We start from the raw sequence: 17,139 nt of genomic DNA on the forward strand, positions 1-17,139 counted from the left end.
CGACCATGGCGGGTATGCAGCAAGCAGCCCCCGCCGCCAAGGCGCTTCACATCTTCAAGCCCGGCCGCCACATCACCGTGGCCGGCGAGGCCATCGAGTTCAGCGAGGCGGACATTGCCGCCACGGCCGCTGCCTACAACCCCAAGATTCACAAGGCCCCCATCGTCAAGGGGCATCCCGCCATCGACGCGCCGGCCCAAGGCTGGGCCGAGGCGCTGCAGGCCAATGAGCGCGGCCTGTACGCGCTGCCCTCCAAGGTAGACCCCGCCTTCGCCGAAGAAGTGCGCGCGGGCCGCTGGGGCGCCCTCAGCGCCAAGTTCTACCGCCCCGACGCTGCCAACAACCCGGTGCCGGGCACCTGGTACCTGCGCCACATCGGCGTGCTGGGCGCGCAGCCGCCCGGCGTGAAGGGCCTGGAAGCGCCCGAGTTTGCCGAGGCCGACGCCGACAGCGTCTGCTTTGCCGAGGGCGTGGCCTTCGGCGACTGGACGCCCATGACGCAGGCCAACCTGTTCCGACAGCTGCGCGACTGGATCGTCAGCAAGTTCGGCCTGGAAGAAGCCGACAAGGTGCTGCCCAACTACGACGTGCGCGAGCTGGAGCTGGCCGCACAGGAAGAAGTCGCCAGCCACCGCGCCCCTTCCTCCTCTTTGCCGGCCTTCGCCGAAGGCGAGCCCGCCCCCAGCAACCCACCACCACAGGAGTCCACAGTGACCGAACAGGAAGCCGCGCAGCTGCGCGAGAAGAACGCCCAGCTGCAGGCGCAGCTGACCGCCGCCAATGAGGCCGCTGTGGCCGCCGCTGCGCGCGATGCGCAAGCCGCCGCTGCCGCGCGCACCGCAGAGCACACGGCCTTTGCCGAGGCCCTGATCGAACAGGCCAAGGTGCCCGAGGCCGACAAAGCCCGCATCGTCGCGATTGCCGATGCCATCCATCCCCCGGGCGATGCGCCCGTGATGTTCGGCGAGGGCGACGGGAAGACCACGCTGTATGCCCAGTTCAAGTCCTTCCTTGAGGGCCTCAAGCCCAGCGTCGAGTTCGGCGAGCAGGCCACGCGCGGCCGCGCAGGCAGCGCTGATGGTGGCGCACCGGAGGTCGAGTACGCCGAAGGCGTCGACCCCGAGAGCATCGAGCTCGACAAAAAGATTCGCGCCTACATGGCCGCGCACAAGGTGACGTACGCCGTCGCCTACGCCGCAGTCACCAAGTAAGCGCGGCGCCGCAAACCAACCACTCAGGAGCTTCCCAGCATGTCCCGTCTGCAACAACTTCGCATCGTCGATGCGGTGCTCACCAATCTGGCCGCTGGCTACATCAACGACGAGTTCATCGCCGACTCGATCCTGCCGCGCGTCCCCGTGACCAAGGAAGGCGGAAAGGTGCCGCTGTTCGGCAAGGCTCAGTTCATCGAACACCGCACCGAGCGTGCCATTCGCGGCGCCACCAACGTGCGCGACCCCGAGGGCGTCAAAACCATCGACTACGTGCTGACCGAGTACGACATCGCCACGCGCCTGGACTACCGTGAAAAGCAAGAGGCCGATTTCCAGATCGACGCGGTCGAGACCGCCAACACCATGGAAATCCTGCGCCTGGGCCATGAGCTGCGCGTTGCGCGCATGGTGCAGAACCCGGCCACCTACGTGCCTGGCAACACGATCACCCTGGCCGGCGCTGACCAGTTCACCAACCCGGCCAGCGATCCGCTCGGCGTGGTGCTGGACGCTAAGGCCGCCGTGCGCTCGCAGATCGTGCGCGAGCCCAACACGCTGTGGATGGGGTACAGCACCTACCTGACGCTGCTGCGCCACCCGCAGCTGGTGGGCCTGCTGTCCACCAACAAAGACCGCATCCTGACCGACGACGAGCTCAAGCGCTTCTTGCGCGTCGACAATTTGGTCGTTGGCAAGGCCGTGTCCAGCACGGATGGCGAAACCGTCACCGACATCTGGGGCGACAACATGGGCCTGACCTACACCGCCCGTGAGGTCGATGGCCAGCGCAGCTACCGCGTGCCCAGCTTCGGCTACACGCTGGTCAAGCAAGGCTGGCCGCAGGTCGACCGCTACCCCGACGCGCAAAGCGGCGGCAAGGTCGAGTTCATCCGCGCAACCGAGATCAATGACGCCTTCGTGCTGTCCAAAGGTGCGGGCTTCCTGATCTCCAACACGAACGCCTGACCATGGCCGCCGCCAGGAAAACCCCCGCCAACGCGCCGGCGCCTGCCGCCGCCCCCGCTGATGACGCCGCGCGCCCCAGCGCTGCGCCTGCCCCGGACACACCCCCCGAGAGCGAAGCTGCCCCCGGCGCCGCCACCAGCGCGACGCCGGGTGGGGCCGGCGATCCCCCGGCGCCAGAGCAAGCCGGTGCTGTCGTCGGCTATGTGGCGCTGCGCCGCATTCGGTACGGCACCAAAGACGCCGAAGGTCAGCGCATCAGCCGCACCTACGAGCCAGGCGCCGCGCTGGATCTGGACGACGACACCGCCGCCGTGCTGCTGCAGCGTGGCGATGTGAAGCGCGCCTGACCATGACGCAGGCTGCAACGCCAGAGCCCGTGCGCAAGCGCTACCGCCTGCGCCCCTCGGGCTGCTGCGACCTGCCGCGCGTGGTGCACCTGACAGATGCCGAGGCCGCCCCAGGCCTGGCGTCCGGCATGTTGCAGCCGCTGCCCGATCTGCCCCCCACCAACGTACCCGAAACCCCCAGGAGCCCTTCGTGAGCAAACCCACTTTTCACCCGCTGCTGACGCTCACCGTCATCGCCGCCGCTGCCATTACGAAGGAACGCCGCTTCATCGGCTTTGACGGCAACACCGCCGCCGCTGGCGCCAAGGCGCTGGGCACCAACCCCGTGACGGCCGCTGCCGGCGAAGCCATGCCGGTCGATTCGCACGGCGTGATCCTTGTCGAGGCCGGCGCCGCAGTGGCGCGCGGTGCGCAGGTGCAGGGCGATGCGGACGGCCGCGCCATCACCCTGGCCGGTGGCGTCTCGAACGGCTACGCGCTGGCCGCGGCCGCGGCGGCCGGCGAGCTGATTCCGATCGTTCGCGGCATCTGACGAGAGCTGACCAGCCATGGCCTACGCCACTGTCGCCGATGTCGCCCGCGTCGCCACGCGCGGCTGGGACGACATTGCCCAGCGCGCGGTGCAGAACGCCCGCGTAGCGGGCGAAACGCTGCGCGCGCTGTACAGCGGCGAGAGCGTGGTGGGCGTGGCAGCGGACGTGCTTGAGCTGGCGCAGCGTGGCCTGGCGCTCGTTGCAGACACGCTCGAGCGCGCCAGCCGGCATGCCGACACCTACATTCAGCCGCGCTACCAGGGCCAGCTGCCGCTGCCTGCGCACCTGGTCAGCGGGTCAGACCTGCCCACCGTCGTGGCCACCATCGCCTATCGCCGCCTCATGGGTGCTTCGCTGTCTGAGGACACGGATCGCAACACCGCATGGGCCGAGAAGTACTTGCGCGACCTGGCCGATGGCCGCGTCACCCTGGGCGCCACCGACAACGCCACGCCGCAGCCGCCGGGCCGCATGGTGAGCAGCGCCGCCTGCAAGACCATCGACTGGGACAGGTACTGATGCCGCATGAACACCATCACCATCAAGCGCGGCGACACCCTGGAGCTGGAATGCGTTGTGCAGGAAAGCGGCCAGCCTTTGAACATCACAGGCTGGCACATCGAGAGCTGGGTGCGCGCGCCGGCCAAGCAGGTCGTGCACCGGTTTGCCGTGCAGATCACAGCGCCGCTGGCGGGCCGCTACCTGCTGCCCGCATCGGCAGCGCAGACCGAGCAGTGGCCAGTTGGCGGAATGACGATGGACGTTCGCTACACCGATGCGGGCGGCCGGGTCTTCTCCACCGAGTCGATCGCCTTGCAAGTTCTGGAGCCTGAGACGCGATGAACCCCAACAACTTCCTGGGCGCCGAGCCCTTGATCATTGCGCGCCTCAAGGCCGTGCTGCCCGACGACGTGCATGTGCTGTCCGCTGCGGAGCTGGCGAAGATCGCGGGCGAGCAGCAGCCCACGCCTGCCGTGCACGTGGTGTACGACGGCTACCGCACCGAAGACACCAAGGTGCCTGCGGTGGTGCGCGTGGTGCAAAGCTGGATCACCGTGGTGGTTGCCCGCAACGTGGCCGACATTGAGCAAGGCTTTCATGCGCGCCAGGCCGCCGGCCCATTGGCCAGTCAAGTCGTGGAGGCGCTGTACCGGCACACCTTGAAGAACGACAAGGACGAGGCGTTCGGCAACGGCCCGCTGCGCCTGGCCGCCGCGCCCAACCCTGGCTTTGACGATGGGCACTTCTACCTGCCCCTGGCGTGGGACTGCCCCATCAACTTCATATCGAACGCGTGCTAGGCATGGCCATCACCACCCACATCACCAACAACGGCCGGCTGACCGTGGTCACCGTGGTCGGCGTGCGCGGCCCGCAGGGCGGGCCCGGCGGCGGCGGCAACGCGCCGGCGATCAGCGCCGACCCCGACAACCGAATCCGTGAGGGCAGCGACGGCGGCCTTCATGTGCTGGACAACCTGATCCCTGACCCCCTCGCTTATTACATCCTCGCGAAAGGCTGATTCCATGACCCAAGAGCAACGCATCATCGCCCTGGCCCAGGCCGTGGGCGCAGACATCAAGGCCCTTAACCTCAACCAGGGCGCGATGACGGCTTTGACTACGGCAGCCAAGGCCAACCTGGTTGCCGCCATCAACGAGCTGAAAACGGCAATAGACGCACTGTCTGGCGCCGGCGGCGCGCCAATCAACGACAGCGCGGGCAATGGCGACACCACGGCCACGTGGTCGGCCGACAAAATCTTTGACTCGATCGAGTTGGCAAAGCAGGCCGTCAAGGACGATCTGGTCAACGGCTCTGCCGCCGCGCTGGACACCCTGGCAGAGCTGGCCGCCGCGCTGAACAACGATCCAAACTTCGCGGCCACGCTGGCCAGCGAGATCGCCAACCGCGTGCGCTACGACGCCGCACAAGCGCTGACGGCGCCGCAGCAAACGCAGGCGCGCGCCAACATCGCCGCCTATGGGGCAGCAGAGATCGGCAACCCGGACGCCGACCTGGTCGCCGCCTACAACGCCGCGAAGACCTAAGCCATGGCAACCCTTGCCCAGCGCCTGAGCGCCGTGCTGCAGGCCATCGGCGTAGACATGAAATCGGTGCTTCCGTGGGCGGCCAAGACGCCGCCTTCGGGCGCTGTCGTGGGCACAAGCGATTCGCAGACGCTGGGCAACAAGACGCTCGCAGCGCCGGTAATCAGCGGGTCGGCCCGGTTCGAGGCGGTTCAACAGCTCATCGCGAACACGTCGAGCACGCCAGTCAACTTCGCCAACGGACAGAAGGTGCACGTCTACGTGCAGGTCAACACGACGCTGCAGATCACCACTCCGGGTGTTGGCAACTACCAGATCGTGGTGACGATGGCCAGCGCGGGCCTCAGCGTGTCGGTCAACCCCGTCAGCTTCTGGGTGGGTGCTGCTTCGCAGCCTGCCATGAATACCGCCAACGGGGGTCGCACGCTGCTGTCCTTCTATTCGGACGGTTCGTTCCTTTACTGCGGCGTCGCCAAGCTGAACGCCACCTGATCCATGCCGACGCTGTCGTTCTATCCAACGCAGGTGCTCAGCGCCTCCGCCTTCTCTGCTTCAGAGCTGAGCAAGGTGCTCGGCAACACGAGCACCGAGGCGACACACACCGACAGCATTGGCACGTACGCCGGCCTGGGCGGCACGTTCCGCATCGACATGAGTGCGCTGCCCGCCAGCGCCATCGTCAGCGGCCTGCGCGCCCAGGTGCTCGCACTGGCCAGCGCAACCAACATCCGAGCCTTCTACAGCTTCGAAATCTACAACGGCGATTCGATCCTCAAGACCAACCAGTCTTCGGTGCCGACGTCGCTCAGCCAGTGGACGGCCAGCGTGACCGCATCGGAGCTGGCAGCTAGAGGCATCAACACCGCAGCGCTGCGCGGCAGCGGGCTGGAGTGGGCCAACAACTTCCTCTCGCTGGGCACCAGCTACGCCACGCTGTACTGGCAGAAGTTTTGGGTCGACGTCGACTACACCCTGCCTGCCGGCGTGCCCAACCCCCTCTTTTTTAACGAGCTCTTCTGAGCCCAACCCTGGAGCAACTGCAAATGACCGAGCCGAAGAAAGCCGAAGTCACCCTGGCAACGAAGCACGTTCACGGCGCCCGCGAGTATGAACGCGGCGACGTGCTCACGCTGCGCGAAGACCAGGCCGCCTGGCTGATCGCCAAGCAAATCGCCGTCAAAAAAGGCGAGGCGCTGCCGGCCCTGCCGTCGGAAATCAAGACCGTGCAAGACATGCGCGAGGTCGAAGCCGCTGTGGCCGCAGACCAGCGCGCCAAGGCCACCGCCAAGGCCGCCAAGGCCTGACCCACCAACCCGCAACACGAAAGGAACTGAAACCATGTTGCTCGACGAAAAAATGATGTGGGACGGCCAAGGGCCCGTCTTTCTGGGCAAGTACGACGCCGCCGCAGGCCGCCCTGACATGGGCAATCTGACGAAGGTCTACCAGATCGGCTGCGGCACCTCGGCGCTGACCACGACGCCGAAAATCGAGACCGAGAACATCAACGAAACCTGCACGGGCGCGCGCGCCGTGCTCGCGTCACGCATCAGCTCGCGCGAGCTGGGCGTGGGCCTCACTGCCATCCAGTTCGACTCTCGCGCCATGGCCACCGCCTTCTATGGCGAAGCCACCGCCGTGGCTGCCGGCACCGTGACCGATGAGCCCATCGCTCCCACCACGGCCGTTGGGGACTTCATCTTCCTGCGCTACCCCAACGTGAAGAACGTGGTGCTGACAGACAGCGCTGCCGCCCCGCTGGTGGAGAACACCCACTACGCGGTGGAAGACGCCGCCACCGGCCGCATCCGCGTGATCGCGCTGCCCGGCGCGGCCACCATCGCGACAGCCGACTACGAGTTCGAGCCGCACGTGCACTTCAGCATCTTCAAGACCGGCCTGGTCGAGATGGGCCTGATTTTCTGCGGCATCAACGGCAAGGGGCAGCGCGCGCGCGTCACGGTGCCGCGCATCAACTTCTCAATGGGCGGCGACTTCAGCTGGATCGGCGACGACAACGCCGAGCTGCAGCTGGAAGGCCAGGCGCTGTTTGCGTCGGAGCTGCAGTTCCACCCTCAATTTGCCCCAGGCTTCGGCCGCGTTGAGCTGATCTCGGCGCCTACGCCCTGACCAGTCACGCCCTGGCGCTGGGCAAAAAGAACCCCGCCGGGCACTGCCTGGGCGGGGTTTTGCTTTGTGGCGGGCTTACTCGCCGCGCAGCAGCTGGCCAAGTAACCGGAAGGGCCAGAACAGCGCTTGTGCGAACAGCCAGAACAGCGCCAACGTGAATGCAGCAACAAAAAGGGCGACTGCATAGGACGGCCAGAGCATGGCCGCCGCCGAAGCCGCAAGCGCTGCCACCGCGCCGACTTTGATGGCCCGGACGTTGCGCATCGACGGGTCAATCAGGGTCAGCAAGAGCGCAACGGCGGCGCCCAGGGCGGCGATCAGAAAAGAGCTCATACCCCGATTGTGTTTCAAAAAGGTTCGACATGGCAACGCAAGAGCTAAAAGCCAAACTGCTGCTTGAGGCAGAAACCAAGGGCGCGGACGGCATCAAGGAAATCGTCTCCGAGTTGGAGGCGCTCGCGCAGGAAGGCGGCGAGGCGGCGCCGAAGTTCCAGGAACTGGCCGACAACCTGCGCGAAATGGACGAGCAGGCGCGCGCGGTCGATACGTTTGCCGAGCTGCGCCGAGAGGTCGCCGCCACGGCCAAGTCGATGGATGAAGCGGCGGCCAACGTCGATCGCCTCGCCGCCGAGCTGGCGCAGGCGGGCCAGGCCACCCAACAGAACGCTGCAGCGCAGGCCAAGGCCAACCGCGACCTGGAGGTCGCGCGCGACCAGCAGAAGGCCCTGAAGGATGCCGTAGCCCAGACGCGCGCGGAGTTGCGCCAGCAGCGCGAGGCGCTCCAGTCTGGCGGCGACGGCGGTGCGGTGTACGCCGAGCGAATCAAGGACAGCGCGTCTCAGCTCAAGGTCTTGGTGGATGAGCAAAAGCGCTCGGCGGAGCAGGTCAAGGCGCTCGCGTCTGCCAACAAGGCCGCAGCGGCGGAAAGCCGTGCCGCCGCGCAGGCGGAGAAGGCCCTGGCCGACGAGTACGCACGCTCGGTACAGAGTGCCGGCCAGCTAAGCGGCGTGCTGGGCGATCAGAACCGCTCGCTCACGCAAGCGCGCCAGGCGCTGGACGCCGCCGGCATCAGCACGCAGGGCCTGAGCGATGAGCAGGCCGAGCTGGTGGCCTCGCTCAAGCGGGCTGAGCGGCAAGCCCAGGAATACGTGGCCGTCGTGCGCGACATGCACGCCGAGGCCGACAGCCTGGGGCCCGCCCTGGAAGCGACGTTCAAGCAGTTGGGGATGCGCGGCGTCGCCCAGATCACCGCCGAGATCGAGAGGCTGCAAGCAGCCATGCGCAGCCTCAAGGGCCAGAAGCTGCTGCCGGAGGATTCGGCGCGGGCCAGCGCAGAGCTACAGCGCCGCATTGAGGCCCTTCGCGGAGAGATGCGGGGCGTAGAGGGCGACTCACGCGGCGCGTCCAAGGCCATCGACGCCCTGGGCAACGCCAGCACCAGTGCCGGCAGCAAGCTGGGCGCGGCGGCGCACAAGGCCCTGGCATGGACAGGCGCCATGGTGGGCCTGAACGAGCTGCGAGAGCTCGGCAAGAAGGTGCTCGACACGGGCAGCGCCTTTGAGCAGCTGGAGCGTCGATTGACCGGCATCCTGGGGAGCGCCGACAAGGCCCGCCAGGCAATGGCCATGCTTAAGCAGCTGGCGCAGGACACGCCGTTCGATGTGCAGGGCCTGACCGACGCGTACGCAAAACTGTCTGCCTTCGGCCTGCAGCCCACGCGCGAGCAGATGCTCGCCATCGCCGACACAGCCGCCAAGCTGGGGGGCGGCACGGAAGCGCTTACAGGTGTGACGCTGGCCTTGGGTCAGGCGTGGACGAAGGGCAAGCTGCAGGGCGAAGAAATCCTGCAGCTGGCCGAGCGCGGTGTGCCCGTATGGGACTTGCTGGCCAAGGCCACGGGCAAGAACGTTCAAGAGCTGCAGAAGCTGTCCGAAGCGGGGCTTCTAGGCCGCGACGTCATCTTGAAGTTGCTCGACGCCATGGGCAGCGCGAGTGCCGGCGCCAGCGCCGACCTGATGGCCTCGTACGCCGGTGCGGTGCAGCGCGCGCAGGATGCACTGCAAGAGTTTTTCAACATGGTGGCGCAGTCCGGCGTGTTGAAGTACCTGACGGAGCAGATCCAAGGCCTGCTGGCCGAATTCGACCGGCTGAAGGCCACGGGCGAACTGCAGCAGTGGGCGACCAAGATTGGCAAGGGTTTCATCGACATCGCCAACGCGGCGCAAGGCGTCATCGGCGTGCTGCGCGCAATGGCGCCGGTGATCACCCTGGCCGCCAAGGCTTACGCTGGCATGAAGTTGGCTGAAGTGGCCGCTGGCTTGACCGGCGTCATCGTCAAAGGCGAGGGTGCGGCCGGCGCGCTCAAGCAGATCGCGTCCGCGTCCATTCCCGCGAAGGTGGGCCTGGCGAGCGTTGCCGTGGTGGCCGCCAATCTCGCCGTGCAAGTCGCTGGGATCATCAAGAACTACGGCGCCTATCGGGCCGAGCTGGCCAAGCATGCGGCCATTCAGGCCAGCATCAACCAGCTTGAGGATCAGAAGGCCAAGAAGCTCAAGGCCATCTCCGATGCCACCGGCGTGGTCGTCAAGAGCATGCAGGATCTGGACGACGCGGTCGCCGCCGGGAAGTTGGTGTTCGACCAGGCGAGCGGCAGCTACCTGTCGGCAGAGCAGGCGCAGAAGAAGCTCGCCGGGGCCGTGAAGGACACGGTGGCGCAGATGGCGGCGGCCGACGCCACCACCATCGTGGCCGCGTTCAACAATGCCAACGCCGCGGCGGGCGAGACGGAAAACGCCATCAAGAAGCTGGCCGAGCAGCTGAAGTTCAAGGACGTGCGGGGCAGCAGCGGGTTTGTGTTGGCGATGGAGGAGCTTCGCAGCAAAGGAACCCTGACGGCCAAGCAGGTGGGCGAGGCCTGGCAGCAGGCACTGGCCAAGCTCAGCACAGGCGAGCTGGGTGCGCTGCGAGCCAATTTGCAGGAAGCAGCCCGCACGGGCGTGATCACGGCAAAGCAACTGGCTGAGGCCAATGACCAGATTTTGTCGTCCAGTTTCTCGCGTCTCGGCGTGAACGCTGCGCAGGCCCTGGGGAAGATCAGCGAAGGCGCTCAAGAGGCCATCAACTCGGTTGGCTTGGTGGCCGATGCTGCCGAAGCCGCTGGCGTGAAAACCACAGAGGCGGCGCGCGCGATAGAGATGGCCTTCATGGCCGCCATTCCAAAAGCCGACAGCCTGGAGGCCGTGGCCGAGCTGGAGAAACAGCTCAAGGCCCTGGGCTCGGCGGGCAAGCTCAGTGCCGACGGCATCAAGCGCACGCAGGAGGCGCTGGACAAGCAGCGCGCCACCATTGAAGACCAGTTGCCCGGTATCCAGAGCCTGGGCGAGGCCCTGCGCCAGCTGGGCGTAAAGCCGCAGGCCGAGCTGAAGGCGCTGGCCGCATCCGCCAAGGAGGCCTTCGACAAAGTGAAGGCAAGCGGCACCGCCACCCCGCGCGAAATCAACGAGGCTTGGAAAGCCATGGCGGAGGCCGCCATCGCCGCCAACAACGGCGTCGCCGATTCGGCCATCCAGTCGCAGGCGGCCGCGCACGGCTTCGCCATCAAGACCGACGACGCGGGCAAATCCATCATCGAATCGATGAAGAAGGCCGAGGAGGCCACCAGGGCCGTCGGCGCGGCAGCACAGAGCGCGGCCGAGCAGATGGACGGCATGGCCAACGTGGCATGGAAGGCGGGCGGTGACCTGGTCGCGCAGGCACGCGCCCACAACGCGGCGCTCGGCGAGCTGAAGGGCACATGGATCGACGCCACCGCGGCCGCCAGCCGCTACTCGTCGGAAATGGCCGAGCTGGTCTACAACGCCAACAAGAACACCGAAGATATGCGCCGCGAACACGCGCAACTGGTGGACCAGATGGAGGCGCTCGCACGCCAGCAGCAGCAGCTGCAGGACCAGGGCAACGGCGCGGCGCGCGGCGTGGAAGACCTGCGCCTGCGGCTTGTCGAGTTGGACGGCACCGAGGAAGAAGTCGCCCGCGCGCGCATGGAGCGCGACAAGGCCAATATCCTGCGCCAGCGCGCTCTTCTGGATCTGGAATTGAAGCGGGCCATGCTGCGCCAGGACGATGAGGAGGCCGCGCGCCTGCGCGAGGAAATCGCCCTATACAACGAGCAGCTGGTGCTGCTCGACCAGGTGTTTGCCAAGGAAGAGAAACAGCGCAAGGCCAAGGCCAGCAACGCGGGCGGCGAGCGCAGTGGCGGCGGCAGCAGCGGTAGCAGCGACAGCAGCAGTGGCGGCATCGGTGCGGGCACCGGCACCGGCGGCAGCGCCACGTACAACATCACGGTGAACGCCAACGGAATCAATGACCCGGTGCAGCTGGCCCGCAAGCTGGTGCCCGTATTGAAGAAGATGGACCGTCTGGCGCAGTGATCCGCGCCGAATGTAAAACGTTTTAATTGGCCCAGGCGCGGGCATGCCGGCACCATGCGGCCATGCCTTCCGTTCAGCGCTACCTCTCTGGCCGCGACAACCTGGTGCGAACGGCCGCGTTGACGGCCAGCAGCGTCCGGCCCAGCACCGCCCTTGAGCGCATTGCCGCCCAGCGCTTGGGCGGCGGGCGGGCGCGCCTGGCGGGCGCCTACACCGGGCACGAGGCCGCGCGCATTGATGTGGAGGTGGTCGCCGCAGGCGGCATACCGCGCGCGTCGGTGCCGCAGTTCGTGGGCGTGGGCAACGGGCAGCTGCTGGTGCAAGGCGTCGACGCGGCCGCGGCGCTGCAGTCGTTCACGCTCACCCTGTATGACCTGGGCATCGCCACCGAGCACGCGGGCCTGGATGTGCGCGAAGTGCGCCTGCGCGCGCGCACGCCCGGCGCGCCGGGCAACAGCATCCGCATCAGCGTAGAGCCGCAGCTGACCCGCAGCGCCACCAATTGGGCGCTGCTGGCTGAGTGGTCGAGCAGCACCGCGCGCCAGTCGGGCGTGCAGTGGGACTTCGGCGGCCTGCCGCTCAACGCCAAGCAGGAGCTGGACGGCAACAGCCCCCGCATCGTGTTTGGCGCCGATCCGCAGGTCTACCGGCCGTTCCGTGAGTACAAGGACGGCGACTGGCAGTTTGGGCTTTCGCCGGCGCTGCAGCGCAATGTGCCTGCGGGCACGCCGGTGCTGTCCGTCTCCGGCGGCTATGTAGTGACCGTGACCGACGGCATCACCACCGAGACCTTTGGCGACACCACGGCCGCGCAGCCCGAGATTCAAAGCTTCTACCAGCTGCTGCTGGCGCTGCAGGCGTCGGCCCTGGTCGAGGTGGCCGGCGTGGTTGCCGCTGACCGCGTGGTGGGCGGCCAGGCGTCTATCGACGTGCCGCTGCGCACGCAGGCCTGGCTGCTGTCCCTGTCGGGCAAGACGGCCGCCATTGCGGACGTGGCCGTGCCTGGCGGCGCGCCCACGCAGGCGGTGACGGTGCGCTGCATCAACGACGATATTGCCGGCGCCGAGCGCTGGAGCGTTTTTGGCGATGTCTCCGGCGCGCTGCCGGTGGCCACCACGGGCGTGCCCTACACCAGCGCCGCCGCGCTCTTCACGGTGCCCCGGATCGACCCCGCCGCCGTGGGCAGCGGGCGCTGGAGCTTCACCTTCACACCGATCTCGCGCGGAGAAACCGAGGGGCTGCCCAGCGTGTGCCTGCGGCCGTTCCGGCTGGGCCGCAATGCGGTCGCGCGCAACGTCACCTTCCGCTATCAGCTGCGGCCGCCGCCGGACTGCAGCTGCAACGACATGCCAACGCCCCGGCTGTCGCTGAAATGCCTGGGGCTGGACACGACAGGAGGCGAGGCCATGGCGCTCGATGCCGCCGTTCAAAGCCGTTTAACCGGGCTGTACGCCTGGCGGTCGGACTTTCACGAATCGAACTTTTCCAAGTACTACGTCCCGCCGAAGGACCTGGACTACGCCGACGCGGTGACGCGCGCGTTTTCGGACTGCCTGCAAGAGGTGTTCGAAGCGGCCGCGGCGCTGGCCGAGTGGGACGCCGCATTCACCGACATGCAGGCCGACATGGTCGACCTGGCCGGAGCGGCGTTCAACAACTACGCCGGCGCCAACCTGCCGGACGCGGTGCCGCACCTGACCGACCAGGCGACGGCGGGCACCGCCTTTGGCGCCCAAACCCCGCTGCCCAGCGCCTACAGGCCCGACGCAGGCGGCATCTCCGAAACGCCGATGCCGCAGACACTGTCGAACGCGGTGGAGCAGCTGGTGCGGCGCTACACGGCGCGGATGGACCACTGCCGCACGCTGGCGGGCATCGTCCCAAAATCTGATTCCAGCGGCGCAGATGCGGGCGGCTGCTGGATCGACCACGGTGACTCGGCCTGGTGGGCCGACCCGGAGGGTCACTACCTGCCCGCCTTCACCAATCAGCCGTACATCAGCGCGCGCCGCGACCCTGAGACCGGCAGGGCCTACAGCACCATGGAGTTTGGCTTCGGCCTGGTGGCGGCGTGCCCTGAGCGCTTGAAGATTGGTGATGAGATCACGGTGCGGATCGAATCCGTGGACGGCGACAAGCCCTACAAAGTGGGCGACGAGGCGGTTATACAGACCATCGGCGCTGGCCCCGCCTGGCTGGCCGGCGGGGTCGACGGCACCGATGAGCAGCGCTGGCGCGTGGCCGCCCGCGCGGCCGGTGCGCTGGCAGACTACGTGGTGCCCACCGATGGCACGGCGGTGCCGCCCTATGGCGCGGCCGGCGTGGCGCTGCAGATGGCGCCCGGCGGCATCCCTTTCGCGCTGGGCGACAGCTTCAGCCTGGCGGTGGAAGCCGGCCAGTTCCGCTGGCGCAAGGACGGCAGCGTGTGGACAGCGCCTGCGGACATCCCGGCCGATGGCCAGGCGCCGCTGGCCGATGGCATCACGGCCCACTTCGACCCCGGCGCCGCCCCGTCGTTTGTGCCGGGGGACGCTTACCAGTTTCTGGTGCACCAGCCCTGGGCGGCCAGCCATGTGCAGAGCGCGCAGGCCGCCAGTTGGGGCTGGAGCGGCCCGGCCGCCACCATGCTGATCGACTTCGGCGCCCCGCAGCCGCTGGGCGCCGTTGGCCTGGCGCGCTATGGGCTGCCCGCCAGCGCCAGCGTGACGGTGGCGCTGTCCGCCGATGGCGCCGCGTGGTCGGCGCCACTGGTGATGGACATGTCGCGCGCTGTTAGCGTGGTTATGTTCGGCGCGATTGCGCGCTACCTTCGCCTGACGGTCGCCAACGCCGAGGGCGGGCACATCGGCTGGATCTGGGCCGGCCAGCCCATGCTGACCGACCACCACGCCAGCAGCTGCCAGCGCCGCCGCCAATGGGCCGCCACGCGCGGCGACGGCTGGAACGCGGCCAGCATGTACGCGGGCGTGGGCGAAGGCTGGAGCCTGGGCTGGTCAAGCAATGATTGGTCTGCCAGCCGCCTGCTGGAGGCCGACGTGGTCAAGCTGTTCGCGCTGCTCGATTGGGCGCAACAGGCGGACGAGCCGCTGCTGTTCGTGCCGCATTTTCAGCACGCGAAAGACGCTTGCCTGGTGCGCTTCAAGGCCGATGCGCTGGAGGTCGGCGACAAGAACGAATACCAGGCCGACGACGACGGCCACCGGTATATGTCCGCCGCGTTGGAGCTGGACCCGGTCTACGCCGCATGAGCACCGCGCTGGCCAACGCCTGGCTGCAGATAGACGGCGGCCCCGACGGCACCACGGTCAACCTGGTGCCCCATGAGCGCCAAGGCGCGGCCGCATTGGGCGGGCTGGTGGTGCGCGCCCTGAAGGCGCTGCCGCCGATCGAGCGGCCGCTGTCGGTGCCCGGCATCGAGGCGGCGCCCACCAGCAGCATGGATGTCGAGCTGGACAACGCCGACGGAGCGCTCACCAGGCTGTGGGCCGAGCGCCCGCCGATGCGCCGCGCCGCGCGCGTGCTGACCGAGGGCGGCGTGCTGTTTGCAGGCATCGTGACGGGCCTGCAGATGGGCGCGTCGGTGCGCGTGAGCCTGGAAGCGGGCATGGATCGCCCGCTGTCGGACAACGTGCCCCTGCGCACCAGCGCGGTTTGGGGCGGCTGGCGTGAGGTGCGCGTGCTGCCGTGGGGCTGGGGCGCGGTGACCGTCACGCCCATCCAGTACAGCGCCGACCAGCGCGTGTTCCTGCTGCTGGACCACCCGATCGCCGGCGTGGATGAAGTGAAGCGCGACGACGTGGCCACGGTAGCCTATGCGTGGGAGAACGCGGTGGACAGCACCGGCCGCGCCGTGTCGTTCCTCGAGCTGGCGCAGCCGCTGGCCGATGGCGAGCGCCTGGCCGTCACGCTGCGCGGGCGCATGCACCCCGACACGGGCCGCCCGCTGCAGACGCCGGCGGAGATTCTGTTCGACCTGCTGGCCAACCTGGCCGGCGCGCCGGTGCAGTGGGCCGACCTGGACGACTACCGCACCGAGACCGCAGGCGTGGTGCTGGGCGGCCTGGTGGCCGACAACACGATCACGATCCGCGCGGCAGTCGATGAACTGATGCAGTCCGCCGGCAGCGCCTGGTCGGCGGCGATGCCGGGCGTGGCGCTGACCTGGCCACCGCTGCCCGATGACGTGGCGCCGGCCCAGCGCGTGGACGCCCTGACGGCGGCCGGCCTGCAGGCCGCCACGCAGGCCACGGGCATCTTCACCGTTCTGCGCGTGCTGTACGACTACGACCACGCAGCCGGCCGCTACCGGCGCGCGGTGCAGCTGCGCGCGCCAGAAGCCGCGCGGGACTATGGCGAGCTCGAGCTGGAGTGGAACGCCGCCTGGCTGCGCACGCCGCGCCAGGCCGAAGCGCTGGGCCAGCGCATGCTGGCTTGGCTGGCCAGGCCGCGCTGGCGCGTTAGCTGGCAGCAATCGTTTGCCGACGTGGAGACCGGCGCCTGGGCCGAGCTGGCGCACCCGCTGGCGCCCATCACCGGCCGGCACCGGCTGTTGGCCGCGCGGCTCGATTTGTCCACCGCCACCCTCGAATGCACGGCCGAGGCGCCTGTGGGTGCGGTGCCGGTGATCGAAACGACCAAGCTGTCCACGGCGTTCGAGCCGGTCATCCAGCCCGGCATCACGGTCGAAGTGGGGGCGAACGAGATCATTTTCACCGCCCGGGACGAGCAGGGCAACGCTCTGCCCGGCGCGCGGATCACGCTGGATGGCGGCGTCACCCGCATCGCCAACGCCGCTGGGCGCGTCTCTTTCCCCGTCGTGCGCGGCCGCCATGTGCTGCTGATCGAGTCGGACGGCTACCCGCCCGCAGAGGCGGTGGTGGTGATATGAGCCGCCGCCGGTTTTTCCCCGCCCAGGAGGCGCAGCGCACGCTGGGCGCCAAGGTCGAGCTGGAGATGCAGATGCGGCCCGAGGTGCCGGCGCCGGCAAAGTCCGGCGGCAACTGCGAAGTGGGCGGGGCCGCGCTCTTTCGGGATACGCCGCGCATAGACGGCCCCCATTGGTCGGCCAGCGCCCAGCTGCTGCAGGTGGTTTACCAAGATTGGCGCATCACGGCGGGCTACTGCGACATGCCGAGCGAGTGGTCTTACCCGGACGAGCAAGCCTGGCGCGCCGTGCTGGTCGGACCCTCTTTGTCCGGGGTGGATTGGAGCTGGACCCTGGAGGCCCCGCCGCTGCCCAACGACCCGGATTACCCGCCTTCTTGGTGGGACGGCATGGAGGTGGAGGTGCAGGACGGCACGCTGCGCATCCTGGTGCTGCCGGGGCGCGTGCAAGGGCCGAACGACGCGCCGGTGTGGGCCGAGCTGCGCGCCACGGCTTCGTGCGGCGGCGCGCGAGCCGGCACGATCATCCTGCGCGTGGTGCTGTGGGGCGGCAACTACCAATTTCCGCCCATAGGAGGATGAGC

Annotated in this window: 19 protein-coding genes; 18 read left to right on the forward strand and 1 reads right to left on the reverse strand. The window is 68.2% G+C overall.

Annotated features, from left to right (window positions below):
- Positions 1 to 14: 14 nt before the first annotated feature.
- The 14 genes from C6570_RS05000 to C6570_RS05065 are packed head-to-tail and all read left to right on the forward strand — an operon-like array spanning position 15 to position 7,241.
- A complete protein-coding gene (locus tag C6570_RS05000; RefSeq protein ID WP_106702241.1) occupies positions 15 to 1,211 on the forward strand; it encodes a peptidase in 1,197 nt (398 codons plus the stop codon).
- 39 nt (positions 1,212 to 1,250) lie between these two features.
- Complete coding sequence (locus C6570_RS05005; RefSeq protein ID WP_106702242.1) at positions 1,251 to 2,180, forward strand: hypothetical protein; 930 nt, start codon at positions 1,251 to 1,253, stop codon at positions 2,178 to 2,180.
- 2 nt (positions 2,181 to 2,182) lie between these two features.
- Positions 2,183 to 2,527 (forward strand): hypothetical protein, encoded by a 345-nt coding sequence (locus tag C6570_RS05010; protein WP_106702243.1) that lies wholly within the window; start codon positions 2,183 to 2,185, stop codon positions 2,525 to 2,527.
- Between the two features lie 2 nt (positions 2,528 to 2,529).
- The gene (locus C6570_RS05015) at positions 2,530 to 2,721 is read left to right on the forward strand and encodes a hypothetical protein (protein ID WP_106702244.1); all 192 of its coding nucleotides are present in this window, start codon (positions 2,530 to 2,532) and stop codon (positions 2,719 to 2,721) included.
- Positions 2,718 to 3,059 (forward strand): capsid cement protein, encoded by a 342-nt coding sequence (locus C6570_RS05020; RefSeq protein WP_106702245.1) that lies wholly within the window; start codon positions 2,718 to 2,720, stop codon positions 3,057 to 3,059. The genes C6570_RS05015 and C6570_RS05020 overlap by 4 nt, the downstream gene beginning before the upstream one ends.
- A 16-nt stretch (positions 3,060 to 3,075) precedes the next feature.
- Positions 3,076 to 3,579, forward strand: coding sequence for a phage protein Gp36 family protein (locus C6570_RS05025; protein ID WP_106702246.1), 504 nt, complete (start codon positions 3,076 to 3,078; stop codon positions 3,577 to 3,579).
- Positions 3,580 to 3,585: 6 nt separating this feature from the next.
- Positions 3,586 to 3,903 (forward strand): hypothetical protein, encoded by a 318-nt coding sequence (locus C6570_RS05030; RefSeq protein WP_106702247.1) that lies wholly within the window; start codon positions 3,586 to 3,588, stop codon positions 3,901 to 3,903.
- Positions 3,900 to 4,361 (forward strand): phage tail terminator protein, encoded by a 462-nt coding sequence (locus C6570_RS05035; RefSeq protein WP_106702248.1) that lies wholly within the window; start codon positions 3,900 to 3,902, stop codon positions 4,359 to 4,361. The genes C6570_RS05030 and C6570_RS05035 overlap by 4 nt, the downstream gene beginning before the upstream one ends.
- 2 nt (positions 4,362 to 4,363) lie before the next feature.
- On the forward strand, positions 4,364 to 4,582 hold the full coding sequence (locus tag C6570_RS05040) for a hypothetical protein (RefSeq protein WP_106702249.1): 219 nt from the start codon (positions 4,364 to 4,366) through the stop codon (positions 4,580 to 4,582).
- A gap of 4 nt (positions 4,583 to 4,586) precedes the next feature.
- Complete coding sequence (locus tag C6570_RS05045) at positions 4,587 to 5,111, forward strand: hypothetical protein (RefSeq protein ID WP_106702250.1); 525 nt, start codon at positions 4,587 to 4,589, stop codon at positions 5,109 to 5,111.
- 3 nt (positions 5,112 to 5,114) lie between these two features.
- A complete protein-coding gene (locus tag C6570_RS05050; protein ID WP_106702251.1) occupies positions 5,115 to 5,603 on the forward strand; it encodes a hypothetical protein in 489 nt (162 codons plus the stop codon).
- Positions 5,604 to 5,606: 3 nt separating this feature from the next.
- Complete coding sequence (locus tag C6570_RS05055) at positions 5,607 to 6,131, forward strand: hypothetical protein (protein ID WP_106702252.1); 525 nt, start codon at positions 5,607 to 5,609, stop codon at positions 6,129 to 6,131.
- A gap of 23 nt (positions 6,132 to 6,154) precedes the next feature.
- On the forward strand, positions 6,155 to 6,415 hold the full coding sequence (locus tag C6570_RS05060) for a DUF7210 family protein (protein WP_106702253.1): 261 nt from the start codon (positions 6,155 to 6,157) through the stop codon (positions 6,413 to 6,415).
- Between the two features lie 34 nt (positions 6,416 to 6,449).
- The gene (locus C6570_RS05065; RefSeq protein WP_211297647.1) at positions 6,450 to 7,241 is read left to right on the forward strand and encodes a phage tail tube protein; all 792 of its coding nucleotides are present in this window, start codon (positions 6,450 to 6,452) and stop codon (positions 7,239 to 7,241) included.
- 75 nt (positions 7,242 to 7,316) lie between these two features.
- Here the strand turns inward: C6570_RS05065 and C6570_RS05070 are convergent, their stop codons facing one another.
- Positions 7,317 to 7,574, reverse strand: coding sequence for a hypothetical protein (locus C6570_RS05070; protein ID WP_106702254.1), 258 nt, complete (start codon positions 7,572 to 7,574; stop codon positions 7,317 to 7,319).
- Between the two features lie 29 nt (positions 7,575 to 7,603).
- On the opposite strand from C6570_RS05070, the gene C6570_RS05075 reads away from it, so the two are divergent.
- The 4 genes from C6570_RS05075 (at position 7,604) to C6570_RS05090 (ending at position 17,137) form a co-directional block, all read left to right on the forward strand.
- Entirely contained in the window at positions 7,604 to 11,671 is a 4,068-nt protein-coding gene (locus C6570_RS05075) for a tape measure protein (protein WP_106702255.1), read from the forward strand.
- Positions 11,672 to 11,733: 62 nt separating this feature from the next.
- Complete coding sequence (locus tag C6570_RS05080) at positions 11,734 to 14,919, forward strand: hypothetical protein (RefSeq protein ID WP_106702256.1); 3,186 nt, start codon at positions 11,734 to 11,736, stop codon at positions 14,917 to 14,919.
- A complete protein-coding gene (locus tag C6570_RS05085; RefSeq protein WP_106702257.1) occupies positions 14,916 to 16,559 on the forward strand; it encodes a carboxypeptidase-like regulatory domain-containing protein in 1,644 nt (547 codons plus the stop codon). Before C6570_RS05080 ends, C6570_RS05085 begins: the two co-directional genes overlap by 4 nt.
- Positions 16,556 to 17,137, forward strand: coding sequence for a hypothetical protein (locus tag C6570_RS05090; RefSeq protein WP_106702258.1), 582 nt, complete (start codon positions 16,556 to 16,558; stop codon positions 17,135 to 17,137). Before C6570_RS05085 ends, C6570_RS05090 begins: the two co-directional genes overlap by 4 nt.
- Positions 17,138 to 17,139 lie beyond the last annotated feature (2 nt).

Origin of the sequence: Ottowia oryzae (genome assembly GCF_003008535.1) — a bacterium.
Lineage (GTDB): Bacteria > Pseudomonadota > Gammaproteobacteria > Burkholderiales > Burkholderiaceae_C > Ottowia > Ottowia oryzae.